The organism is Micromonospora parva (genome assembly GCF_040649675.1).
Classification (GTDB): domain Bacteria; phylum Actinomycetota; class Actinomycetes; order Mycobacteriales; family Micromonosporaceae; genus Micromonospora; species Micromonospora parva.
The window spans coordinates 288,011-305,069 of record NZ_JBEZFX010000009.1; the positions used below are offsets into that span (position 1 = coordinate 288,011).

General features: G+C 73.9%; 14 protein-coding genes. 1 reads left to right on the forward strand and 13 read right to left on the reverse strand.

Annotated features, from left to right (window positions below; translation table 11 throughout):
• Positions 1-62 precede the first annotated feature (62 nt).
• From AB0C03_RS23695 to AB0C03_RS23710, 4 genes are all read right to left on the reverse strand, one after another.
• Positions 63-3,521 carry an SCO7613 C-terminal domain-containing membrane protein gene (locus tag AB0C03_RS23695; protein ID WP_357638852.1) on the reverse strand — a complete coding sequence of 1,153 codons (3,459 nt, stop codon included), beginning with the start codon at positions 3,519-3,521 and terminating at the stop codon, positions 63-65.
• 47 nt (positions 3,522-3,568) lie between these two features.
• Positions 3,569-3,889 carry a divalent-cation tolerance protein CutA gene (gene cutA, locus AB0C03_RS23700; RefSeq protein ID WP_030336735.1) on the reverse strand — a complete coding sequence of 107 codons (321 nt, stop codon included), beginning with the start codon at positions 3,887-3,889 and terminating at the stop codon, positions 3,569-3,571.
• A 133-nt stretch (positions 3,890-4,022) separates the two neighbouring features.
• On the reverse strand, positions 4,023-5,027 hold the full coding sequence (locus AB0C03_RS23705; protein WP_357638854.1) for a 1-acyl-sn-glycerol-3-phosphate acyltransferase: 1,005 nt from the start codon (positions 5,025-5,027) through the stop codon (positions 4,023-4,025).
• Entirely contained in the window at positions 5,027-5,860 is an 834-nt protein-coding gene (locus tag AB0C03_RS23710; protein WP_030336732.1) for a patatin-like phospholipase family protein, read from the reverse strand. The genes AB0C03_RS23705 and AB0C03_RS23710 overlap by 1 nt, the downstream gene beginning before the upstream one ends.
• Positions 5,861-6,026: 166 nt before the next feature.
• On the opposite strand from AB0C03_RS23710, the gene AB0C03_RS23715 reads away from it, so the two are divergent.
• The gene (locus tag AB0C03_RS23715; protein ID WP_357638857.1) at positions 6,027-7,529 is read left to right on the forward strand and encodes a serine/threonine-protein kinase; all 1,503 of its coding nucleotides are present in this window, start codon (positions 6,027-6,029) and stop codon (positions 7,527-7,529) included.
• Positions 7,530-7,546: 17 nt separating this feature from the next.
• On the opposite strand, the gene AB0C03_RS23720 is transcribed toward AB0C03_RS23715, so the two are convergent.
• The 9 genes from AB0C03_RS23720 to AB0C03_RS23760 all read right to left on the reverse strand — a co-directional run bounded on the left by AB0C03_RS23720 (position 7,547) and on the right by AB0C03_RS23760 (position 17,018).
• Positions 7,547-8,602 carry a glycosyltransferase family 4 protein gene (locus AB0C03_RS23720; RefSeq protein ID WP_081884056.1) on the reverse strand — a complete coding sequence of 352 codons (1,056 nt, stop codon included), beginning with the start codon at positions 8,600-8,602 and terminating at the stop codon, positions 7,547-7,549.
• A gap of 166 nt (positions 8,603-8,768) precedes the next feature.
• Positions 8,769-9,440, reverse strand: coding sequence for a BON domain-containing protein (locus AB0C03_RS23725; RefSeq protein WP_357638859.1), 672 nt, complete (start codon positions 9,438-9,440; stop codon positions 8,769-8,771).
• Between the two features lie 182 nt (positions 9,441-9,622).
• Positions 9,623-11,230 (reverse strand): trypsin-like peptidase domain-containing protein, encoded by a 1,608-nt coding sequence (locus tag AB0C03_RS23730; protein WP_357638861.1) that lies wholly within the window; start codon positions 11,228-11,230, stop codon positions 9,623-9,625.
• A 62-nt stretch (positions 11,231-11,292) separates the two neighbouring features.
• On the reverse strand, positions 11,293-12,849 hold the full coding sequence (locus AB0C03_RS23735; RefSeq protein WP_357638863.1) for a sensor histidine kinase: 1,557 nt from the start codon (positions 12,847-12,849) through the stop codon (positions 11,293-11,295).
• Complete coding sequence (locus AB0C03_RS23740; RefSeq protein WP_030336721.1) at positions 12,846-13,547, reverse strand: response regulator transcription factor; 702 nt, start codon at positions 13,545-13,547, stop codon at positions 12,846-12,848. The genes AB0C03_RS23735 and AB0C03_RS23740 overlap by 4 nt, the downstream gene beginning before the upstream one ends.
• Positions 13,548-13,619: 72 nt before the next feature.
• Positions 13,620-14,231 carry a PadR family transcriptional regulator gene (locus AB0C03_RS23745; protein ID WP_030336719.1) on the reverse strand — a complete coding sequence of 204 codons (612 nt, stop codon included), beginning with the start codon at positions 14,229-14,231 and terminating at the stop codon, positions 13,620-13,622.
• Complete coding sequence (locus tag AB0C03_RS23750) at positions 14,228-15,052, reverse strand: DUF4097 family beta strand repeat-containing protein (RefSeq protein WP_210861543.1); 825 nt, start codon at positions 15,050-15,052, stop codon at positions 14,228-14,230. The genes AB0C03_RS23745 and AB0C03_RS23750 overlap by 4 nt, the downstream gene beginning before the upstream one ends.
• Positions 15,053-15,285: 233 nt before the next feature.
• Positions 15,286-16,224, reverse strand: coding sequence for a lysophospholipid acyltransferase family protein (locus AB0C03_RS23755; protein ID WP_357638865.1), 939 nt, complete (start codon positions 16,222-16,224; stop codon positions 15,286-15,288).
• Positions 16,221-17,018, reverse strand: a complete 798-nt coding sequence (locus AB0C03_RS23760; RefSeq protein WP_357638867.1) for a GNAT family N-acetyltransferase — start codon at positions 17,016-17,018, stop codon at positions 16,221-16,223. Before AB0C03_RS23760 ends, AB0C03_RS23755 begins: the two co-directional genes overlap by 4 nt.
• Positions 17,019-17,059 lie beyond the last annotated feature (41 nt).

Here is a 17,059-nt window from a genome sequence, read left to right on the forward strand (position 1 = left end):
TGAGTAACCCCGACAACCCCCGAATAGTGGGTAGGGCAGGCCCTACCTTTCTGACTTCAAACTCAACTCAGCCGCCCAACTGCCGCGCGCAGTCGAGCCAGGTCACGTCGACGTCGCTCGTAGGTGGCGGCGAGCCCGACCAGCGCCAGCCCGCCGACCCCCAGATAGATCCACCGGGGCAGCAGATCCCACCCCCGGGCCACCTCGTGCAGTGCCAACAGCGTCAGCACCCCGCCGCCGAGCAGCACCGGCGCCTGCCACCGGCGGGTCGCGCCGGCCAGCACCACGCCGACCGCCGCCGCGCCGAGGAGCAGTCGCCGCCACGGCTGCGGGTCTGGCCCGGCCAGCACCGACACGAGACTGGGCAGCAACGCCGCCACCAGCCCCGGGCCGAGAGCCGGCCAGCTGGTCAGCCCCGGCCGGGTACGCAGCGCCAGCAGACCCGCGCCGACGGCGAGCGCCGCAGCCGGCAGTGTGTACGCCTCCAGCACCGTCACCCCACCGGCGGCCAGCAGCACCCAGGCCCCGAGCAACTCGCTGCCGGCGGCGATCCCGGCGAACGCCCACCGTCGACCGGCCGGTTCACCCCGGCGCAGCAGCCGCAGCGCGACGGCGACACCCCAGAGCACGCAGACGGTGGCGAGATGCCGTGCCACCTCGACGGCGAACACCGCCGCCACCAGCGCGACAGCCTGCGCGGCGGCGTCCAGCACCCGTGCCAGCCGGGCCCGCGCCGGGGTGAGCGCCGCAGCGGCCAGCGCCACCGCGGCCACCCCCAACAGTGGGTACGCGGCCGCCCGCAACGGCAGCCCGCCGGCGAGCGGGGCGGTCACCGCCAACGCGGACGCCGCACCCACGGCGGCGAGACAACCGACGACCCGTACCGCGGACCTGCGCGCCCCGACGGCGACCGCGACCGCCGCCACCAGCAGCACCGCCTCGGCCGCGAGCGTCGCCGCCCGGGTGGCCAGCAGACCCGCCACACCGGATGCCACCAGCACCACGCCCACCGGTACGGCGACCGGGGCGAGCACCGGGCGGGGCGGGGCCAGCGCGGTGAACAGCAGCGCGGCCAGCCCGGCGAGCAGAACGGCGGCCGGCAGCACCGGCCAGGGCGCCCCGATCGCGATGAGCAGCACCGGCAGCGCCGCCGCGACGAACGGCAGGGCGGCCGGCACCGGCAGCCCCACCCGCCGACCGGCCAGCGCCCCGGCCACCGCCAGCACGACCAGCGCGAACCCCACCGGGAGCACCGTCGGGTCGGCGACGACAGCCGGAACCCCCGACCACACCCGGCCCCGCCCGCCGTGCGGCGACCCGAGCGCGGTCAGCACCGTCGGCAGGGCCACCAGAACGGCCACCGCCGCCAGCGTCCCGCCCGCAGCCAGCAACAGCGCCGACCGGGCCGGCTCGCGCTCGGCTGCCGAAGGCCGGTCCCCGAGGGCCACCGGACCGGAGTCGCTCACCGACGGCGCCCAGCAGGCGACGACCGCGACGCCCAGCGCCGCCAGGGCGGCGTACAACGCGAGCGGTTCGTCACCCGCCCCGACCAGCGGCGCGAGGGCGGGCACTGCCACCGCGACGACGGCGCCGGTCTGCGCGTACCCGATCAGCTCCACCCGGTGACGACGCGCCGCGAGCGCCGCGACCAGCGACAGCCCGGCCCCCGCCAGCGCGAGCCGGGCCTGCCACCACGGCGGGGCGCCCGCGGCGAACAACGCCACCGCCGCGATCGCGGGCAGCGTGAGCTGCCCGACCAGCAGACCCGCACCGGCCACCTCGCGGTACGCCCCGACCCCCCGTCGTACGCCCAGTGCCAGCCCGAGCGCGGCGAGAACGCCGAGCGCCACGAGGGCGCCGGTCGGGGCGGCCAGTGCGACAAGCAGCCCGTGCCCGAGCAGGACGGCACCGCCGAGCGCACGGGTGAGCAGGGCGACCGGCGGGGTGGCCGGGCGGGCCAGCACGGCGAGCAGCAGCGCGACCCCGCCGACCAGGTCGACGGCGACCACCTGAGCCCAGGAGGCCGTCCAGCCGGCGGGCACGGCCAACAGCACCGCCACCGCACCGGCCGTGCCGAGCACCGCCCGCGCGTTGCGGGGCAGCAGGAGCACCGCCGCGCCAACCGCCAGCGCCACGGCGGGCGCCAACTGCCAACCCCAGCGCAGGTCCGATCCCAGCCCAGCCCCACCCCACGGCGGCAGTGACCGGCCGACGGCGGCGGCCGCAAGCCCGATGGTGATCAGCACCGTCACCTGTGCCGTGCCCGCCGCGACGAACAGCGCACCGGCCCGCGCACCGGCCCGCCAACCGTCGCCACCGCGCGCCGCCGGCAGTAGCCGCACGGCAGCGGCCAACCCGAGCGCCACCGCCGCCGTGGCGAGCAGCAGCACCGACGGCCGCAGCTCGGCCACCGGGCGCAGCACTGCGCCGGCGAGGACCGGCACCAGCAGCCCTGCCGCCACCGCCCGCAGCGCCCGCCCCCCGACGAGCCAGGCCGCACCGAGCCCGACCAGCACGACCAGCAACAGCGGCACACCGGCCAGCAGTGCGGAGCCCCCCGCCCGCCCGCTGACCAGCGGCACCAGCGCGCACGCCGCAGCATTCAGCAGCGCTGCGACATGGGCGATGCCGGCCAGCACCCGACCGACGAGCTGCGCCGCCCCTTCCCGGCCGCGCAGCGCGGCAAGCACGGCCAGGTTCAGCAACGCCACCCCGAGCAGGATCAGCGCCCACCCGGCCGCCCCCGCCCCGGTCTCGGCGGCGAGCAGCGGCAACGCCGGCTGAGCGGCCACCAGGGCGGCGAACCACGGCCCCGTCAACCCGCTCCACCTGCCGTACGCCACGGCAACCGCCGCGCTGGCCCCCCCGACCAGCGCGGCGTACCGGCTGCCCGGCCAGGCGGCCACGCCGGCCAGGTTCACCGACCAGGCCGCGTAACCGTCCAGCACCACCAGCAGCAACCCCACCGCGGCGAACGTCTCCGCCGTACCGCGCAGCCCCCGGCGGACCGCCAGCAGCGGCACACCCAGGGCGAGCGCGGTGAACGCGGTCAGGATCAACGCCCGCCCGCCAACCCCCACCGCCGCCCAGGCGACAGCCGTGAACACCACCGCCGCGGTGCCCAGCAGGAGTCCACCGAGGACGAAGAGCAGACCCTGGACCGTCCGCGTCGAGGTCTCCGCCGCACCCGGCCGCGAATCCGCCGCGACGCCAGGGCCCGGGCCGATGGCCGGCGCCGGCCCGACGAGCGACGGCGGGCGCGCCACGACCGAGGCAGCCAACCCGGCACGGACGACCGCCGCCAGTTCGGCCCGCCGCCGCGACACGGCCGTCAGGCGTCCGGCCAGCTCGGTGTACGCGCGGCGGGCCCGCTCCACCTGCGGCTCCAGCTCGGCGACCTCCCGGCTCAGCCGGACCACCTCGGCGGCGATCGGGTCGGGCGCGCGCCGGCAGCCGGAGCAACCGGCACTCAGATCGGCCGGCGCACCGCAGGCGGGGCAGGGGTAACGGGTGTCGTCCACCCGGTCATCATCGACAGCCCACCGGGTACGCCCCAGAGTGCGCGTACTCAGGAACGGGTGTGCTCGTACACCCAGGTGGCGTAGTCGGGGTTGCCGCTCTCCACCCTGGACACCAGGATCTCCGGCACCTCGTACGGGTGACTGACCCGGATCTGGTCCAGCAACGCGGCGAGCCGGTCCGGTGCGGTCTTGAACTGCACCGACCATTCGGTGCTCGTCTCCATTCCGGACCGCCACCAGTAGGTGCTGTCCACCTGACCACCCACCTGGGCGCAGGCGGCGAGCCTGCCGGCGACGGCGGCGGCGGCCAGCACATCGGCGACCGAACGCGCGTCAACCACAGTTGTCACCACGCAGATCTCGTCCACGCCCGCACCCTACGCGGCCATACGCCGCTGAGCCCGTCAATCGCTCGCAACCGCTACGCTGCGCATCGCCGCGCTCACCGGAGCCGGCTTTACCTCGCGACTGCGGGGCTCCGCTTCGCTGCACTCCTCGCGCTCACCGGTTTGCGGCGATCCAGGAGTCGATCTGCGCCCACCAGTCGAAGAGCCAGTCGATGCGCTGCTGCCGCCCGGTCGGAACCTCCTCCGGCGGCACCGACCAGAACCGCATCACGATCCGCTTGTCCATCGGCAGTTCCCGCCACACGTCGGCGACGGTGAGCATCCGGTCCAGTCCGGTGTGGGCGACGAAGATGACCCCGGCGTCCGGTGCGGCGTCCAGCGCGGCGAGCATCCCGCCGGGCTGCGGGGCGAGCACGTGGCGCATCCGCTCGGCGCGCAGCGCCATCCGTTCCAGGCCGAGTGAGCGCAGTCGGGCGATGGCGCGCAACCGCCGTTTGGGGGTGAAGTTGCCGCCCTCGGGGAAGATCACGAACGCGTCGTTGTCGTCCAGGCCGCTGGCCAGGTGCCCGACCTGACGGACCGTCTCCTCGCCGCGCTCCGGGGTCGGCGCGATGAACCGGTTGGGCAGCCGGTTGAGCAGCACGTCGACCGCCGGATCCCACTGGAGGCTGTCCTTGAGGACGATGCGTGGCTCCCGGTGGAACCAGTTGACCAGCCCGTGGATCAGGATGAACGAGTCACCCGGCCCGGCGTGCCGACAGAGCACCAGCTCGGGTCGGCCGGGCAGCGCGGTGTCCGGGTCCGTGCCCACCACGTCGATGCTCAACCGCAGTGTCCAACGTGCCTGCCAGAACAGCACCCGCAGGAACCAGCCGGCCAGCACGTAGTGGGCGCGCTGGAAGGCCGGCGACCTGGTGCGCCAGCCGAAGCCGGAGACGGCCCAGAGCACGAAGAGCGCGAGGAGCGCCGCAGCGTCCCAGACCAGGTAGAAGCAGCCGATCCAGAGCAGCCGCAGCGGGCGCAACCGGCCCGGGACCAGCGGGGACGCGGCCGCGGCGAGCAGCGCCCAGACCGGCAGCGTGGTGACCACGAAAAAGGCGAGCAGCACGACGGCGGGGGCCAGCAACAGCCGACGCAGCCACCGGGGAGGCAGCGGCATCACCGCTCCGCGTGGGTGGCGAGGTAGCGCCGGGAGGCGGTGTACGCGCGGCTGATCCGCCGTCCCACCGCCGCCATGTCCCGGTACGCCCACGGCGTGTCGTCGCGTGGGTTCAGCCCGCCGGTCGGCAGGACGTGCACCTCCACCCCCTCGGGCAGCGCCGCCATCTCCCGGAAGAACCGGTGCCGGCGGGAGATCTCGAACGCGACCTGCGCGATCTCCCACGGCCGGCGGGGCGGGGTCAGCTCCCGTTCGATCCGGCCCACCTGGAGGACGTAGATCCGGCGGGCGCCGACGGCCACCGCCTCGCCGATCGGGATGGAGTTGACGATCCCGCCGTCCACGTAGTGCGCGCCGTCGATCTGCATCGGCGGAAGCAGCCCCGGCACCGACGCCGACGCCATCACCGCCGGGACCACCGGACCGCTGTCGAACCAGTGCTCGGCGGCCCGCTCGATGTGGGCGGCGCAGCAGCGGAACGGCACCCGCAGGTCGGCGAAGGTGGTGTCCACCCCCAGCTCGCTCTCGAGCAGGCGGCGCAGCGGCCGGGGTGAGTGCAGGTGGGTCCGGGCGGCGAAGCGGCGCAGTTGCCGGGCGACCGAGTCGCCGTACACCTCGCTCGCCTCCGGCGAGGCCCACAGCCGGACCAGCCGGTCGGTCACCGCCTCCGACGGGTCGGCGGCGACCAGCGCACCGTTCACCGCGCCGATCGAGGTGCCGAGCACCATGTCGGGTTGGATGCCGGCGCGGAACAGCGCGCGCAACATGCCGACCTCGACCGCGCCGAGCACTCCCCCGCCGCCGAGCACGAACGCCACCGGTCCCCCCGCCATGTCTCCCATCCTGGCACGGGCCCGCCGCCGGCCCGGTGGGGCGTGGTCAGCCGACGGTCACCGCACGGCAGGGACCGTCCGCCGACGGCCGGCGGCGACGGCGTTGACAGGCCGGACACATTCGCGCAACCTGATACCGCTCCCACCCCTGAGGCAGGTGCGATCTGTGAAGGCAGCACTGCATCCGGGCCGATTACTGGCTCGCAGATACCGACTTCTGGACCAGATCGGCGCCGGCGGCATGTCGGTCATCTGGCGTGCCCGGGACGAGGTGCTGGACCGGGTGGTGGCGCTCAAGGTGCTCGCCCCGTCACTCGCCGCCGACGCGCGGTTCCGGGGCATGGTGCGCGACGAGGCGCGGGCCGCCGCCCAGTTGGTGCACCCGCACCTGACCTCCGTGCACGACTACGGCGAGACTGTCGACCCGGACGGCTCGATCACCTCGTTCGTGGTGATGGAGCTGCTCAGCGGCGAGGAGTTGAAGCTCCGGCTCACCGAGGGGCCGTTGCCGTGGACCGAGGCCGTCCAGGTGGGCGCGCAGGTCGCGGACGCGCTGGCCGCCGCGCACCGCCTCGGCATCGTGCACCGGGACATCACCCCGGCCAACGTGATGATGACCGGGACGGGCGCCAAGGTGCTCGACTTCGGCATCGCCACCCGGATCGGCGCACCCGACGAGGATGAGGACGGCGAGACCTTCGGCACCCCCGCGTACGTCGCCCCGGAACGCCTCGACGGCGCGCCGGCCCAGCCGTCCACCGACGTCTACTCGCTGGGCGTACTGCTGCACGAGGCGCTCACCGGCCGGGTTCCGTACCCGGCGGACACCTGGGAGCAGCTCAGTTCCGCCCTGGCCAGCGGTCCTGCGCCGACGCTGGCCGACCTGCCGGACCTGCCCCCGACAGTGGCCCAGATCTGTCTGCGCAGTCTCGCCCGGAACCCAGCCGATCGGCCGACCGCCCGGCAGGTCGCCACCGCGCTCCGCGACCACGCGCTGCCGGCCGAGCCTCCGACCGCGACCATCCGGGTGCCCACCGAGCCCCCGCCACCGCCGTCTCCCGCCGTGGCGACGCCGGCCGTGGCAAAGGCCGGGATGGCAACGGACGGCGGGGCAGCGGACGGCGGATCCTCCGCCGCCCCGGGCGAGCCGGAGACCGGGGCCGGCTGGTCCCGGCGGCGGCTGGTGTTGTTGCTGGTGCTGGCCGTCGGGGTGACGCTGGCCGGGGTGGCTCTGCTGCCCGAACAGCAGCCGACCCGCCGGGCGCAGCCCTCCGCCGCGCCGGTGGCGACCCCGTCGGCCGACCCGCCGGCCCCCGGGTCGTCCGCGCCGATCACACCGACCCCGCCGACCGCGCCACCGTCGGCGAAGCCGACGACCGGTGCGCCCACCTCGAACCCGGGCACCCTGGCCGAGGTCGCCAACCGGGTCGACGGGTTGATCACCGCCGGGTTGAGCGCCGGGGAGATCCGCGAGGACGTGGCCCTCGACCTGCGCAACGAGCTGCGCAACCTGACCGCGGCGGTCAGCTCGGGCCGAGAAGAGCTGGCCCCACCGGTGGCCCGGCTGCGCACGAAGGTCACCGTCCGCGTCGGTGAGGGCGGCATCAGTCCGACGTACGCGGGTCGGCTCGACGCGGCCATCGCCGAGCTGGGCGCGACCGGGGCCTGACCGGGCGGCCCGGCGGGTCAGCGCACCGGCACCCGGAGCGGTGCGCGGACGTCGTGCCGACCGAGGGCGAAGCGCCGATAGACCTCGGCGTAGCCGCTCGCCATCCGCTCGACCGAGAAGTTCTGCGCGACGTGCGCCACGCAGTCCTCCGGGTCGAGTCGCTCCGCCGCGAGCAACGCCGCGGGCAGCTCCTCCGACCGCTCGACGACGAGCCCGGTCAGCCCCGGCCGGACCAGCTCCGGCACCGCACCCCGGTTGAGCGCGACCACCGGTGTGCCGGTGGCCATCGCCTCCAGCATCACCATGCCGAACGGCTCGTCCCACTGAATCGGCATGATCAGGCAGCGGGCGTCGACCAGCATCCGCAGCGTTGTCGCGCGGTCCGCGTTGAGCACGACTGTCACATCGTCGCCGACCATCGGCGCGACGACCTGCTCGTAGTAGCGGCGCTCGGCCGGCTCGTTGCACTTGCCGGCCAGCAGCAGCGGCAACCCGGCGGCCCGGCACGCCTGGATGGCGGTGTCCGGGCCCTTGTCCGGGCTGAACCGGGCCAGCCACAGCACCGGCCCCGCGCCGGGTGTGTGCTTACGCGGAAAGCCGCGGATGTCCAGCGCGTTGTGCACCGTCCCGGCCCACTGCAGGTTCGGGTTCAGCCGGCGCTGGGCGTGCGAGATCGCCACCAGGGCGACCCCCGCGTCGACGTCGCTCAGCACGTCGCCGTACTCCCCCACGGGGTTTCCGTGCACTGTCGCGACCGTCGGCACGGCCCGGCGGCCGGCGACCAGCGGGCCGATGGTGGTGTGGTCGTGGATCACGTCGAAGTCGGCAGCGCTGATCAGCCGTTTCACCCGGGCCAGGTGAGCCAGCTCCGGCAGTGACTCGCCGAGCCGCTCGTACTGGACCTCGGCGACGGTGGAGACGAAGCCGTCGGCTGCCGTGCCGTGGTCATCGCCGGCACCGAAGAGGGTCACCGCGTGCCCCTGCCGGCAGAGCGCGTCCACCAGGGCGGCGACGACCTGCTCAAGGCCGCCGTAACCGGGCGGAGGTACGGACAACCACGGCGGAACCACCATCGCGATGCGCAGTGACCGCTCCTCGGGGCGGCCCGCAGGCGGGTGGTTCACGGTCACGAATCCTCCCGTTGGTCCCCGGTGCGGTGGCACCGCCGGTCAAGCCGGTCGGGCCGGTCGGCGGCGGGTTCCCCCGTGGTGTCCCCGGTAAACCGGACACGGCGGACGATCACCCGCCCACCAGAAGCTGGTCGTGGACCGAGCGCACCCCGGGCGCGGACCACGCCACCCGCTCCACCTGGTCGCGTTCCCACCAGGACCGGACCACTCCGGCGAGGACCAGCGTGTCGCCGTCCACCTCGACGGTCACCCGCTCGCCGCCGAGGGTGCGCGCCAACGCCCGCTGGACGTCCTGCCGCAGCCGCTCGCCGGCCGGCGGCACCGGGGGTCGTACCTCGATCAGGTTGGTGATGCCCCGGATGCCGTCGAGGCGACGCACCTCGGCCTCGGCGGCCCGCCGCTGCCACCCGAACTCGACCTCGCCGCGCAGCATCAGCCAGCCGTTGGCCACTGTCACGTCCAGCCGCTCGGCGGGCACGAAACTGTCCCACTCCAGGGCGCGGGTGGCGGCGATGGCGACCTCGGCGTCGGTACGCCCGGGGGTGCCGGGCAGCCGCACCTCCATCTGGTCGGCCACCGCCCGTACGCCGCGAACCCGCTGCGCACAGCGGGTCGCGGCCCAACCGCGAGCGGCACCGTCCACGAATCCGGTCAGGGTCACCACGCCCTGGTCGACGGTCACCCCGATCTCGTTCGGTTGCAGCTGAGCGTCCCAGGCCAGCTCGGCCAGGACGTCGCGTTGGATCCGCTGGTTGTCACGCACACCCACCACGTCGGTCATGGCACCCACCCCCGGTTCCGGTCGCCGAGACTCGCGCACTGAATCTGCCGGGCAGACGGGTGACGGCGGTTCACCCGATCCGGGTGAACCGCCGTCCGGGCGGAAGAAGCGGCGGGTGACGGAGCCGACCCCCTCGGCCCCGCCACCCGCCGCCGGAGGGAGGAAGCAGGTTCAGGTGGTGGTCAGGACGTCTCGGCGAGCGTGACGGTCACCGACTTCTCGGCGCCGTTGCGCTTGAACTGCACCTCGACCCGGTCGCCGACCTTGCCGGCCTGCACCGCGCCGACCAGGTCGTCCGAGTCGTTGACCGGCTTGTCGCCGAACCGGGTGACGACGTCGCCGCGCTGGAGGCCGGCCTTCTCCGCCGGGCTGCCCGGGGTGACCGACGCGACGAGCGCGCCGCCGCCCTCGGCCTGGTTGACGCCGACCCCGAGCGACGGGTGGCTGACCTTCTCGCCACGCTGGAGCTTGCCGGCGACGTCCTTGGCCTTGTTGCTGGGGATGGCGAACCCGACGCCGATGTTGCCGGTGCTCTGCCCGGAGGTCGCGATGGCGGTGTTGACGCCGATCACCTCACCCCGGGTGTTGACCAGCGCGCCGCCGGAGTTGCCGGGGTTGATCGGCGCGTCGGTCTGGAGCAGGCCGGAGATCGAGCTGACGGTCTGGCTCTGCTGCTGGCGCGGGTCCTGCGGCTGGCCCTCACCGGCGCGGATGGTGCGGTCGCGGGCGCTGAGGATGCCCGAGGTCACCGAACCCTGCAGGCCGAGCGGACTGCCCAGGGCGAGCACCTGGTCGCCGACCTGCATGGCGTCGCTGTCACCGAACTTCGCCGGCTTGAGGTCGCTCACCCCGCTGGCCTTCACCACGGCCAGGTCGGTCTTCGGGTCGGTGCCGATGATCTTCGCATCGGCGGTCTTGCCGTCGGCGAAGACCACCCGCACGGCGTCACCGGCGGCGGACGCGACCACGTGGTTGTTGGTCAGCACGTACCCGTCGGCGCTGAGCACCACTCCGGAGCCCTCACCGCTGTCGGTGGTGATCGAGACGACACTGTCCTGCACCGACGCGGCGATCTTCGGCAGGTCCGCGCCATTGATCACGGGGGCCGCGGAGTAGGTGCGGGTGATGCCGCCGCTGTCGCCGTCGAGGGCGAGCGCGAGCGCCCCACCGGCCACGCCGGAACCGAGCATCAGCGCGAACACCGCGACGCCGGCACCGGCGAACTTGGCGATTCGCCCCGGTCGGGGACCGCTGCCGGGCGGCGCGACCTGCGGGCCCCACGGCGGGACCGGCTGGCCCGGGTGCTGAGCGTGCAGACCGGGGTGCTGCTGGTGCTGAGGGTGCTGCTGGTGCTGGCCGTACGCCATGCCCGGCTGGCCCCCGCCGGCCCAGCCGGACTGCTGACCCGCGTACCAGGGGGCACCGGGGTAGTGACCGGCGGCCGGCTGTGGGTAGCCGGGCTGGCCGGGCGCCGGGTGACCGGAGACCGGGTACGGCGGCGCGGACGGGGTGGCGGCCGGGCGCTCGTAGCCGGTCGACGGCTCGTACCCGGTCGACGGGGCGGCGGCCGGGGCACCGGCGGGCGCGGCGGCCGGGGTGGCGGCCGTGGTCTCCGGGTCGGCGGCGGTCGAGACGACCGTCGGGTCACCGTCGGTCGACACGGCCTGCATGGGGGTGGTCGGGGAGTCGGACTGCACGCGCTCGTCGCGCGGCAGCTCGGCGGTGGGGTGCGACGGCTCGGCGTCGGTGGGGGCCGGCCGGCGCTGCGGGTCGGACTCGAACTCGGTCATGGCACTACCTTCTCCCCCAGCACTGCAATCAAGCTGGAACCGTCCTGGAAGTTGGCTGAAAGTCACTCGGCCGCGTCGTCGACCTGTGGCAGCAACGGCAGCCGGACCCGGAAGGTGGCCCCACCGCCGGGTGTCTCGGTCACCTCGACCGAGCCGTGGTGGGCGGTGACCAGGGCGGCCACGATGGCCAGGCCGAGACCGGTGCCGGTGTTGCCGTCGGCCCGCCGGGTACGGGCCGCGTCGGCCCGGTAGAACCGCTCGAAGACCCGTTCCGCCTGCTCAGGCGAGAGACCGGGGCCGGTGTCGGCCACCTCCACGACGGCGAAGCCACCCGGCTCGGCGCGCAGCCGTACCCGGATCTCGGCCTCCGGCGGAGTGTGGGTCAGCGCGTTGGTGACCAGGTTGCCGATCACCTGCCGCAACCGCGCGTCGTCGGCGGAGACGACCAGCGGGCCCGATTCGGGCTCGATCTCCAGCTCGATCCGCCGGTCCGGTGCCATCGCCCGCGCGGCCTGCACGGCGTCAGAGGCGAGCACCGGCAGCTCCACCGGGGTCAGCGCGAGGGGCCGTTCCCGGTCCAACCGGGCGAGCAGCAGCAGGTCCTCCACCAGCAGCCCCATCCGGGCCGCCTCGTCCTCGATCCGGCGCAGCAGACCGGCGGTCTGCTCCGGCGCGCGGGCCGCACCCTGCCGGTACAGCTCGGCGAAGCCACGAATGGTGGTGAGCGGGGTACGCAACTCGTGGGAGGCGTCGGCGACGAACTGCCGCATCCGCTCCTCGGAGCGGATGGCCCGCGCTTCGGACGCCTGAGCGGCGGCGGCGGCGTCGCGGGCGGCGCTCTCCGCCCAACGGGCCGAGGTTTCCGAGGCGGCTCGGGCGGTGAACGCCACCTCGATCTGGGTGAGCATCGCGTTCAGCGCACGGGAGAGCCGGCCCAGCTCAGAGGTCGGATACTCCTGCCCCTCCTCCGGGTCGGGCACCCGGCGGGACAGGTCACCGCCGGCGATCGCGGCGGCGGTGCGTTCGATCTCCACCAACGGTTTGAGGCTGGTCCGCACGATCGCCGCACCGACCGAGGCCAGCATGATCAACACCGCACCGCCGACCAGTAGGTCTATCCAGACGAGCTGCTTCACCGCCCGGTCCACCTCGGTGAGCGGCTGACCCACGGCGAGCACCGAGCCGTCCGGCTGGGCCGCGTAGTAGACCCGCCATCTGGTGAAGCCGTCATGGGACACGACGGTCCGCGGCTCCCCCTCCAGGTCCTCGAAGCCGTCCCGGCTGGTGGGGAATGTGGGCAGCTGCGCGGGGTCGAGACTGATGTCGTCGTAGATCGCCGGGTAGACCTGTTGCTCGTCAGCCACCGACACCACGTAGTCGCTGGGCAGCATGGCGTTGACCTGCCCGCTGCGCAGCTTCGGGAGCAGCTGACCCAGGCCCTGGGCGGTCGACCTGACCTGCCCGTCGACCTGCCCCTGCAGGTAGTTGCGCAGGAAGTAGGCGGTCAGCGAGCTGATCACCAGCAGCGCGACGGCGACCAGCGCGAGCACCGAGGTGACCAGCTTCACCCGCAGCGGGACGCTGCGTACCCGACCCTTCGCCTGCTGGACCGCGTTCACGCCGCCGGCTTGCGCAGCACGTACCCCACACCGCGGAGAGTGTGGATCAGCCGGGGCTGGGTGGTGTCGACCTTGCGCCGCAGGTACGAGATGTAGGACTCGACGATGTTGTCGTCGCCCCGGAAGTCGTAGTTCCAGACGTGGTCGAGGATCTGCGCCTTGGACAGCACCCGGTTGGCGTTGAGCATCAGGTACCGCAGCAGCTTGAACTCGGTCGGCGAGAGCTGCACGCGCTGGCCTGCCCGGTGCACCTCGTGGGTCTCCTCGTCCAACTCCAGGTCGGCGAAGGTGAGCCGGGACGGGGCCTGCTCGCCGGTCGTGGTGCGGCGCAGCACGGCGCGGATCCGGGCGGTCAACTCCTCCAGGCTGAACGGCTTCGTGACGTAGTCGTCCCCGCCCAGGGTCAGCCCACGGATCTTGTCGTCGGTGGCGTCCCGGGCGGTCAGGAACACCACCGGGGTACGCGTGCCGCCCTCTCGGAGCATCCGGATGACCTCGAAACCATCCAGGTCGGGGAGCATCACGTCGAGCACCACCAGGTCGGGCCGGTGGTCCTTGGCGGCGTTGAGCGCCGCGCTCCCGCTTGTCGCGGTGGCCACGTCGAAGCCCGCGAACCGCAGGCTCGCGGAGAGCAGTTCGAGGATGTTGGGGTCGTCCTCGACGACAAGCAGTCGCGCCTCGGTCTGGGTAGCGGGCATGTGCCAATCATCGGTGACGTCACTGCGCCAGCGCTGGACGCTTCCTGCAAAAAGGCTGTGAGTCGCCGTCGGTCAGCGCAGCAGGCGACGCAGCCCGTCGAGGGCGCCGTCGAGCAGCCGGATCGCGGTGCGCAGCTGGGTGTCGCTGAACTGCCGGGCACGCATCAGCCGACCCACCTCGGCGGTGAACGCGGTCAACCGCTGGTCGAGTTCGTCGAACAGCTCGGCCTGCGGGCCGGTGGTCGACGTCGGGCGGGGCGGCGGCGCGGGCGCCTCCCACCGGGCTCGCCGGGTCTGCCGGGTGGCCTCGCTCAGCTCCCGTTTGAGGTCGCGCACCGATCCGCGTACCTCGCTGCGGATCTCGCCGGCCAGGCTGGAGAGGTCCGCCACGGAGGCGGCGATGTCCGTCTCCAGCGCGGTCAGCTCGCCGGCCCGCTGGCGCAGCTCGGCACGCCCGGCGTCGGTGATCTCGTACGTCTTGCGGCCACCGGCCGCGGTGTGGCTGACCAGCCCTTCGGCCTCCAGCCGTTGCAGCCGGGGGTAGATGGTGCCGGCGCTGGGGGCGTACAGCCCGAGGAACCGGTCCTCCAACAGTCGGATCAGCTCGTAGCCGTGCTTCGGGCCGTCGTCGAGCAGCTTGAGCAGGTAGAGCCGGAGCCGACCGTGGCTGAACACGGCGGTCACGGCAGCTCCTCCCCGTCGTCGTCGACCGCTCGGGCGAGCAGGGCGATGCTCCCCGAGGTCGCGGAAGCCCAGAGCTTACCGTCGCCGGCGCCGAGCACCCCCTCGCTGCTGGGAAGTGGGAAGGTCGAGGTGCTCAGCTGCGGAAAGCCGCTGGTGATGCGGCCGGAAGCGGTGTTCAGCCGGACGGCGAGGTCGCTGTCCTCGCGGACCCGGACGGTGATGCTGCCCGAGATGGTGGTCAGCCGGATCTCGCTGCGCCGAGGGTTGTCCAGATCGCAGGTGATCGCGCCGGAGACGGTCTGCGCCCGCACCCGGTCGGCGGCGCTGTCGGCGAGGATCACCTCTCCGGAAACCGTCTCCAGGGTGAGGTCGCCCCGGACGCCGAGCGCTTCCACCGGCCCGGAGGTGATCTTCGCGGAGGTGCTGCCGCGGAGCCCCATCAGGGTGATCTGGCCGGCGACGACGTCGACGGTGGTCTGCCGGCGCAGGCCGGAGGCGACGAGTGAGCCCGCGACCAGGCCCAGATCGGCGAGGACGTCGGCGGGCACGGCGATGGAGACGTCCACCCGGGGATAGCGGTGGATCATCCGGAACCACCGCAGGACGTCCGACCAGCCCCGACCGCGCTCCTGGCGGATGCTGAGCCGGCCGTCGACGTGGTCGATCAGGACCGGCCGACGGCCGACCTGGGTCACGTCGATCCGGGTCGGCCCGTCGGTGGCGACCACGTTGAGCCGCCCACTGATCAGTCGCACGTCCAGCCTGACGACAGGATCGTCCACGGTGAGCCGCTGCGGGCTCTCGATCGTCCATCCGGCCATGGCGTCCCCCTCTCGCCGACGCGCGGACGCACGCCGAACAGGAGAAGAATGTAACGCGATACATCGCGATATCACAAGACAGTCGCGAGTGTCGCGCACCTCCGCACCTCAAGATCGCCCCCGATCCTGGATCCAGTGGCTTCCCGCACGACCGAGGCCACTCTTTCCTGGATCGAGCGCGATCTTGGCGCGGGGCGCGCGGTCTTGGCGCGCGGGGCGCGGGCGGCTCTCCCTCAGGCCGCCAGGTCCAGCTCCCGATCGGGGGTGTGCGTCGGGACCGGAACAGTCGGGCTCGCCGTGGGGACCGCCCGCAGCCGGGCCGGCGTCGGGGCACCCGCCGCTGGCAACAGGTGTACGGCCGACTCGGCGGCCCGGGCCAGCCACCGCCGGTCGGCGCCACGGGCCGGGTGCAGCGCTCCGGCGATCGTCACCGAGACCACCAGCTCCCGCGCCGTGACCACCCGGGCCACCGAGCGCAGCAGGGTGTCCGCGCCGAGGAAGGCGGCGACCGTGGTGGTCGACCCGGTGGCCGCACAGCGGTAGGTGAGCCGCAGCGGCACCACCGGACTGCCGGTGTCGATGGCCGCCTGGAACGTCGCGGGCCGGAAACCACCGCCGGGACGACAGTCGGTCGCGGTGCTTCCGGCGCACCACGTCGTACCCTCCGGAAAAACCGTCACCGACCGCCCGGCGCGCAGCGCGTCGGCGACCCGGCCGACGGTGGTCGGCAACGCCAGCGGCCGGGACCGGTCCACGAAGACGGTGCCCGCCGCCGCGGCCAGCAGCCCGAGCACCGGCCACGAGCGGACCTCCCGCTTCGCGACCATCCGGGTGGGCGCGACCGCCAGCACCGCGAGGATGTCCAGCCAGGAGACGTGGTTGGCGACCAGCAGCGCACGCCGCCGGGGCAGCCGCCCCTTCACCACGAGGCGGACACCGAACGCGCGCACGGTGGCCCGCGCCCAGCCGCTGATCAGCGTCTGCCGCTCCCGGGTGGGAAGCACTGGCGACAGCAGCGCCACCGGGATCCCGGCCAGCAGCATGCCGAGCGCGGCGACCAGCCGGAGCACCCGGCGGGCCACCGGCACGGTGGGCACCTCGCCGGCCACCGGCAGACAGTCGTCGTCGCAGCCCGAAAAGGGCCGCCACAGGTCGCGCGGTACGCCGGTCACCGCTGCTCCCCACCCAGGAAGTGCCGCAGGTAGCGCGGGTTCATCCGGTCCAGGGAGAAGAGGACGTAGAAGTCCGCGCAGCCGAAGTCGCTGTCGTACGACGGCTCGCCGCAGATCCACGCACCCAGCCGAAGGTAGCCCCGCAGCAGTGGCGGAATGGTGACGCGCGCGGCCCTGGCAGCGTGGAGCGGGCCGGTGGCGGCGGGGAGCGGGCCGGGCGCGGAGGCGGCCTCGGCGAACCAGGGCCGCAACGGGCGGACCCGCAGCGGCGGGGGCGACAGGTGCCGGGCCTGGGCCTGGGCCCACACCTCGGCGACCGTCCGCCCGCCGTCGGCCACCGGCACCGACGCACAGCCGCCGAGCCAGCGCGAGCCACGCAGGTGCAGGTAACGGGTGAGGCCAGCCCACATCAGGTTGATCACCGCCCCGGAGCGATGGTCCGGGTGCACACAGGACCGGCCCGTCTCGACCAGGTCGTCACGGAGCGGGTCGAGCGCGGTGAGGTCGAACTCGTTCTCGGCGTACCGCCGAGCGGTGCGTCCCGGTGGCAGCAGCCGGTACGTGCCGACCACCTCGCCGGTGCTGTCCTCGCGGACGATCAGATGGTCGCAGTACGCGTCGAAGGGGTCCACGTCCAGCCCGGCCTCGCCGGGAAGGAGGGTGGCGCCCAACTCGGTGGCGAACACCTCGTGGCGCAGGCGTTGCGCGGCCGCGACCTGGATGGGGTCGTCGGCGATCAGCAGGGTGTATCCGCTGGTCGTCAAGGGTGCGCCAGCGGCATGCAGAACGGCCATGGGATCTGTGTAGGTGCCCGGGTTGCCATCCACGGGGACCA

Coding starts and splice junctions, on each gene's coding strand:
- AB0C03_RS23705 (WP_357638854.1), bottom strand. CDS start 5,027: ATGCCGCTGCCTCCCCGGTGGCTGCGTCGGCTGTTGCTGGCCCCCGCC.
- AB0C03_RS23710 (WP_030336732.1), bottom strand. CDS start 5,860: ATGGCGGGGGGACCGGTGGCGTTCGTGCTCGGCGGCGGGGGAGTGCTC.
- AB0C03_RS23720 (WP_081884056.1), bottom strand. CDS start 8,602: ATGGTGGTTCCGCCGTGGTTGTCCGTACCTCCGCCCGGTTACGGCGGC.
- AB0C03_RS23725 (WP_357638859.1), bottom strand. CDS start 9,440: ATGACCGACGTGGTGGGTGTGCGTGACAACCAGCGGATCCAACGCGAC.
- AB0C03_RS23730 (WP_357638861.1), bottom strand. CDS start 11,230: ATGACCGAGTTCGAGTCCGACCCGCAGCGCCGGCCGGCCCCCACCGAC.
- AB0C03_RS23740 (WP_030336721.1), bottom strand. CDS start 13,547: ATGCCCGCTACCCAGACCGAGGCGCGACTGCTTGTCGTCGAGGACGAC.
- AB0C03_RS23750 (WP_210861543.1), bottom strand. CDS start 15,052: ATGGCCGGATGGACGATCGAGAGCCCGCAGCGGCTCACCGTGGACGAT.
- AB0C03_RS23760 (WP_357638867.1), bottom strand. CDS start 17,018: ATGGCCGTTCTGCATGCCGCTGGCGCACCCTTGACGACCAGCGGATAC.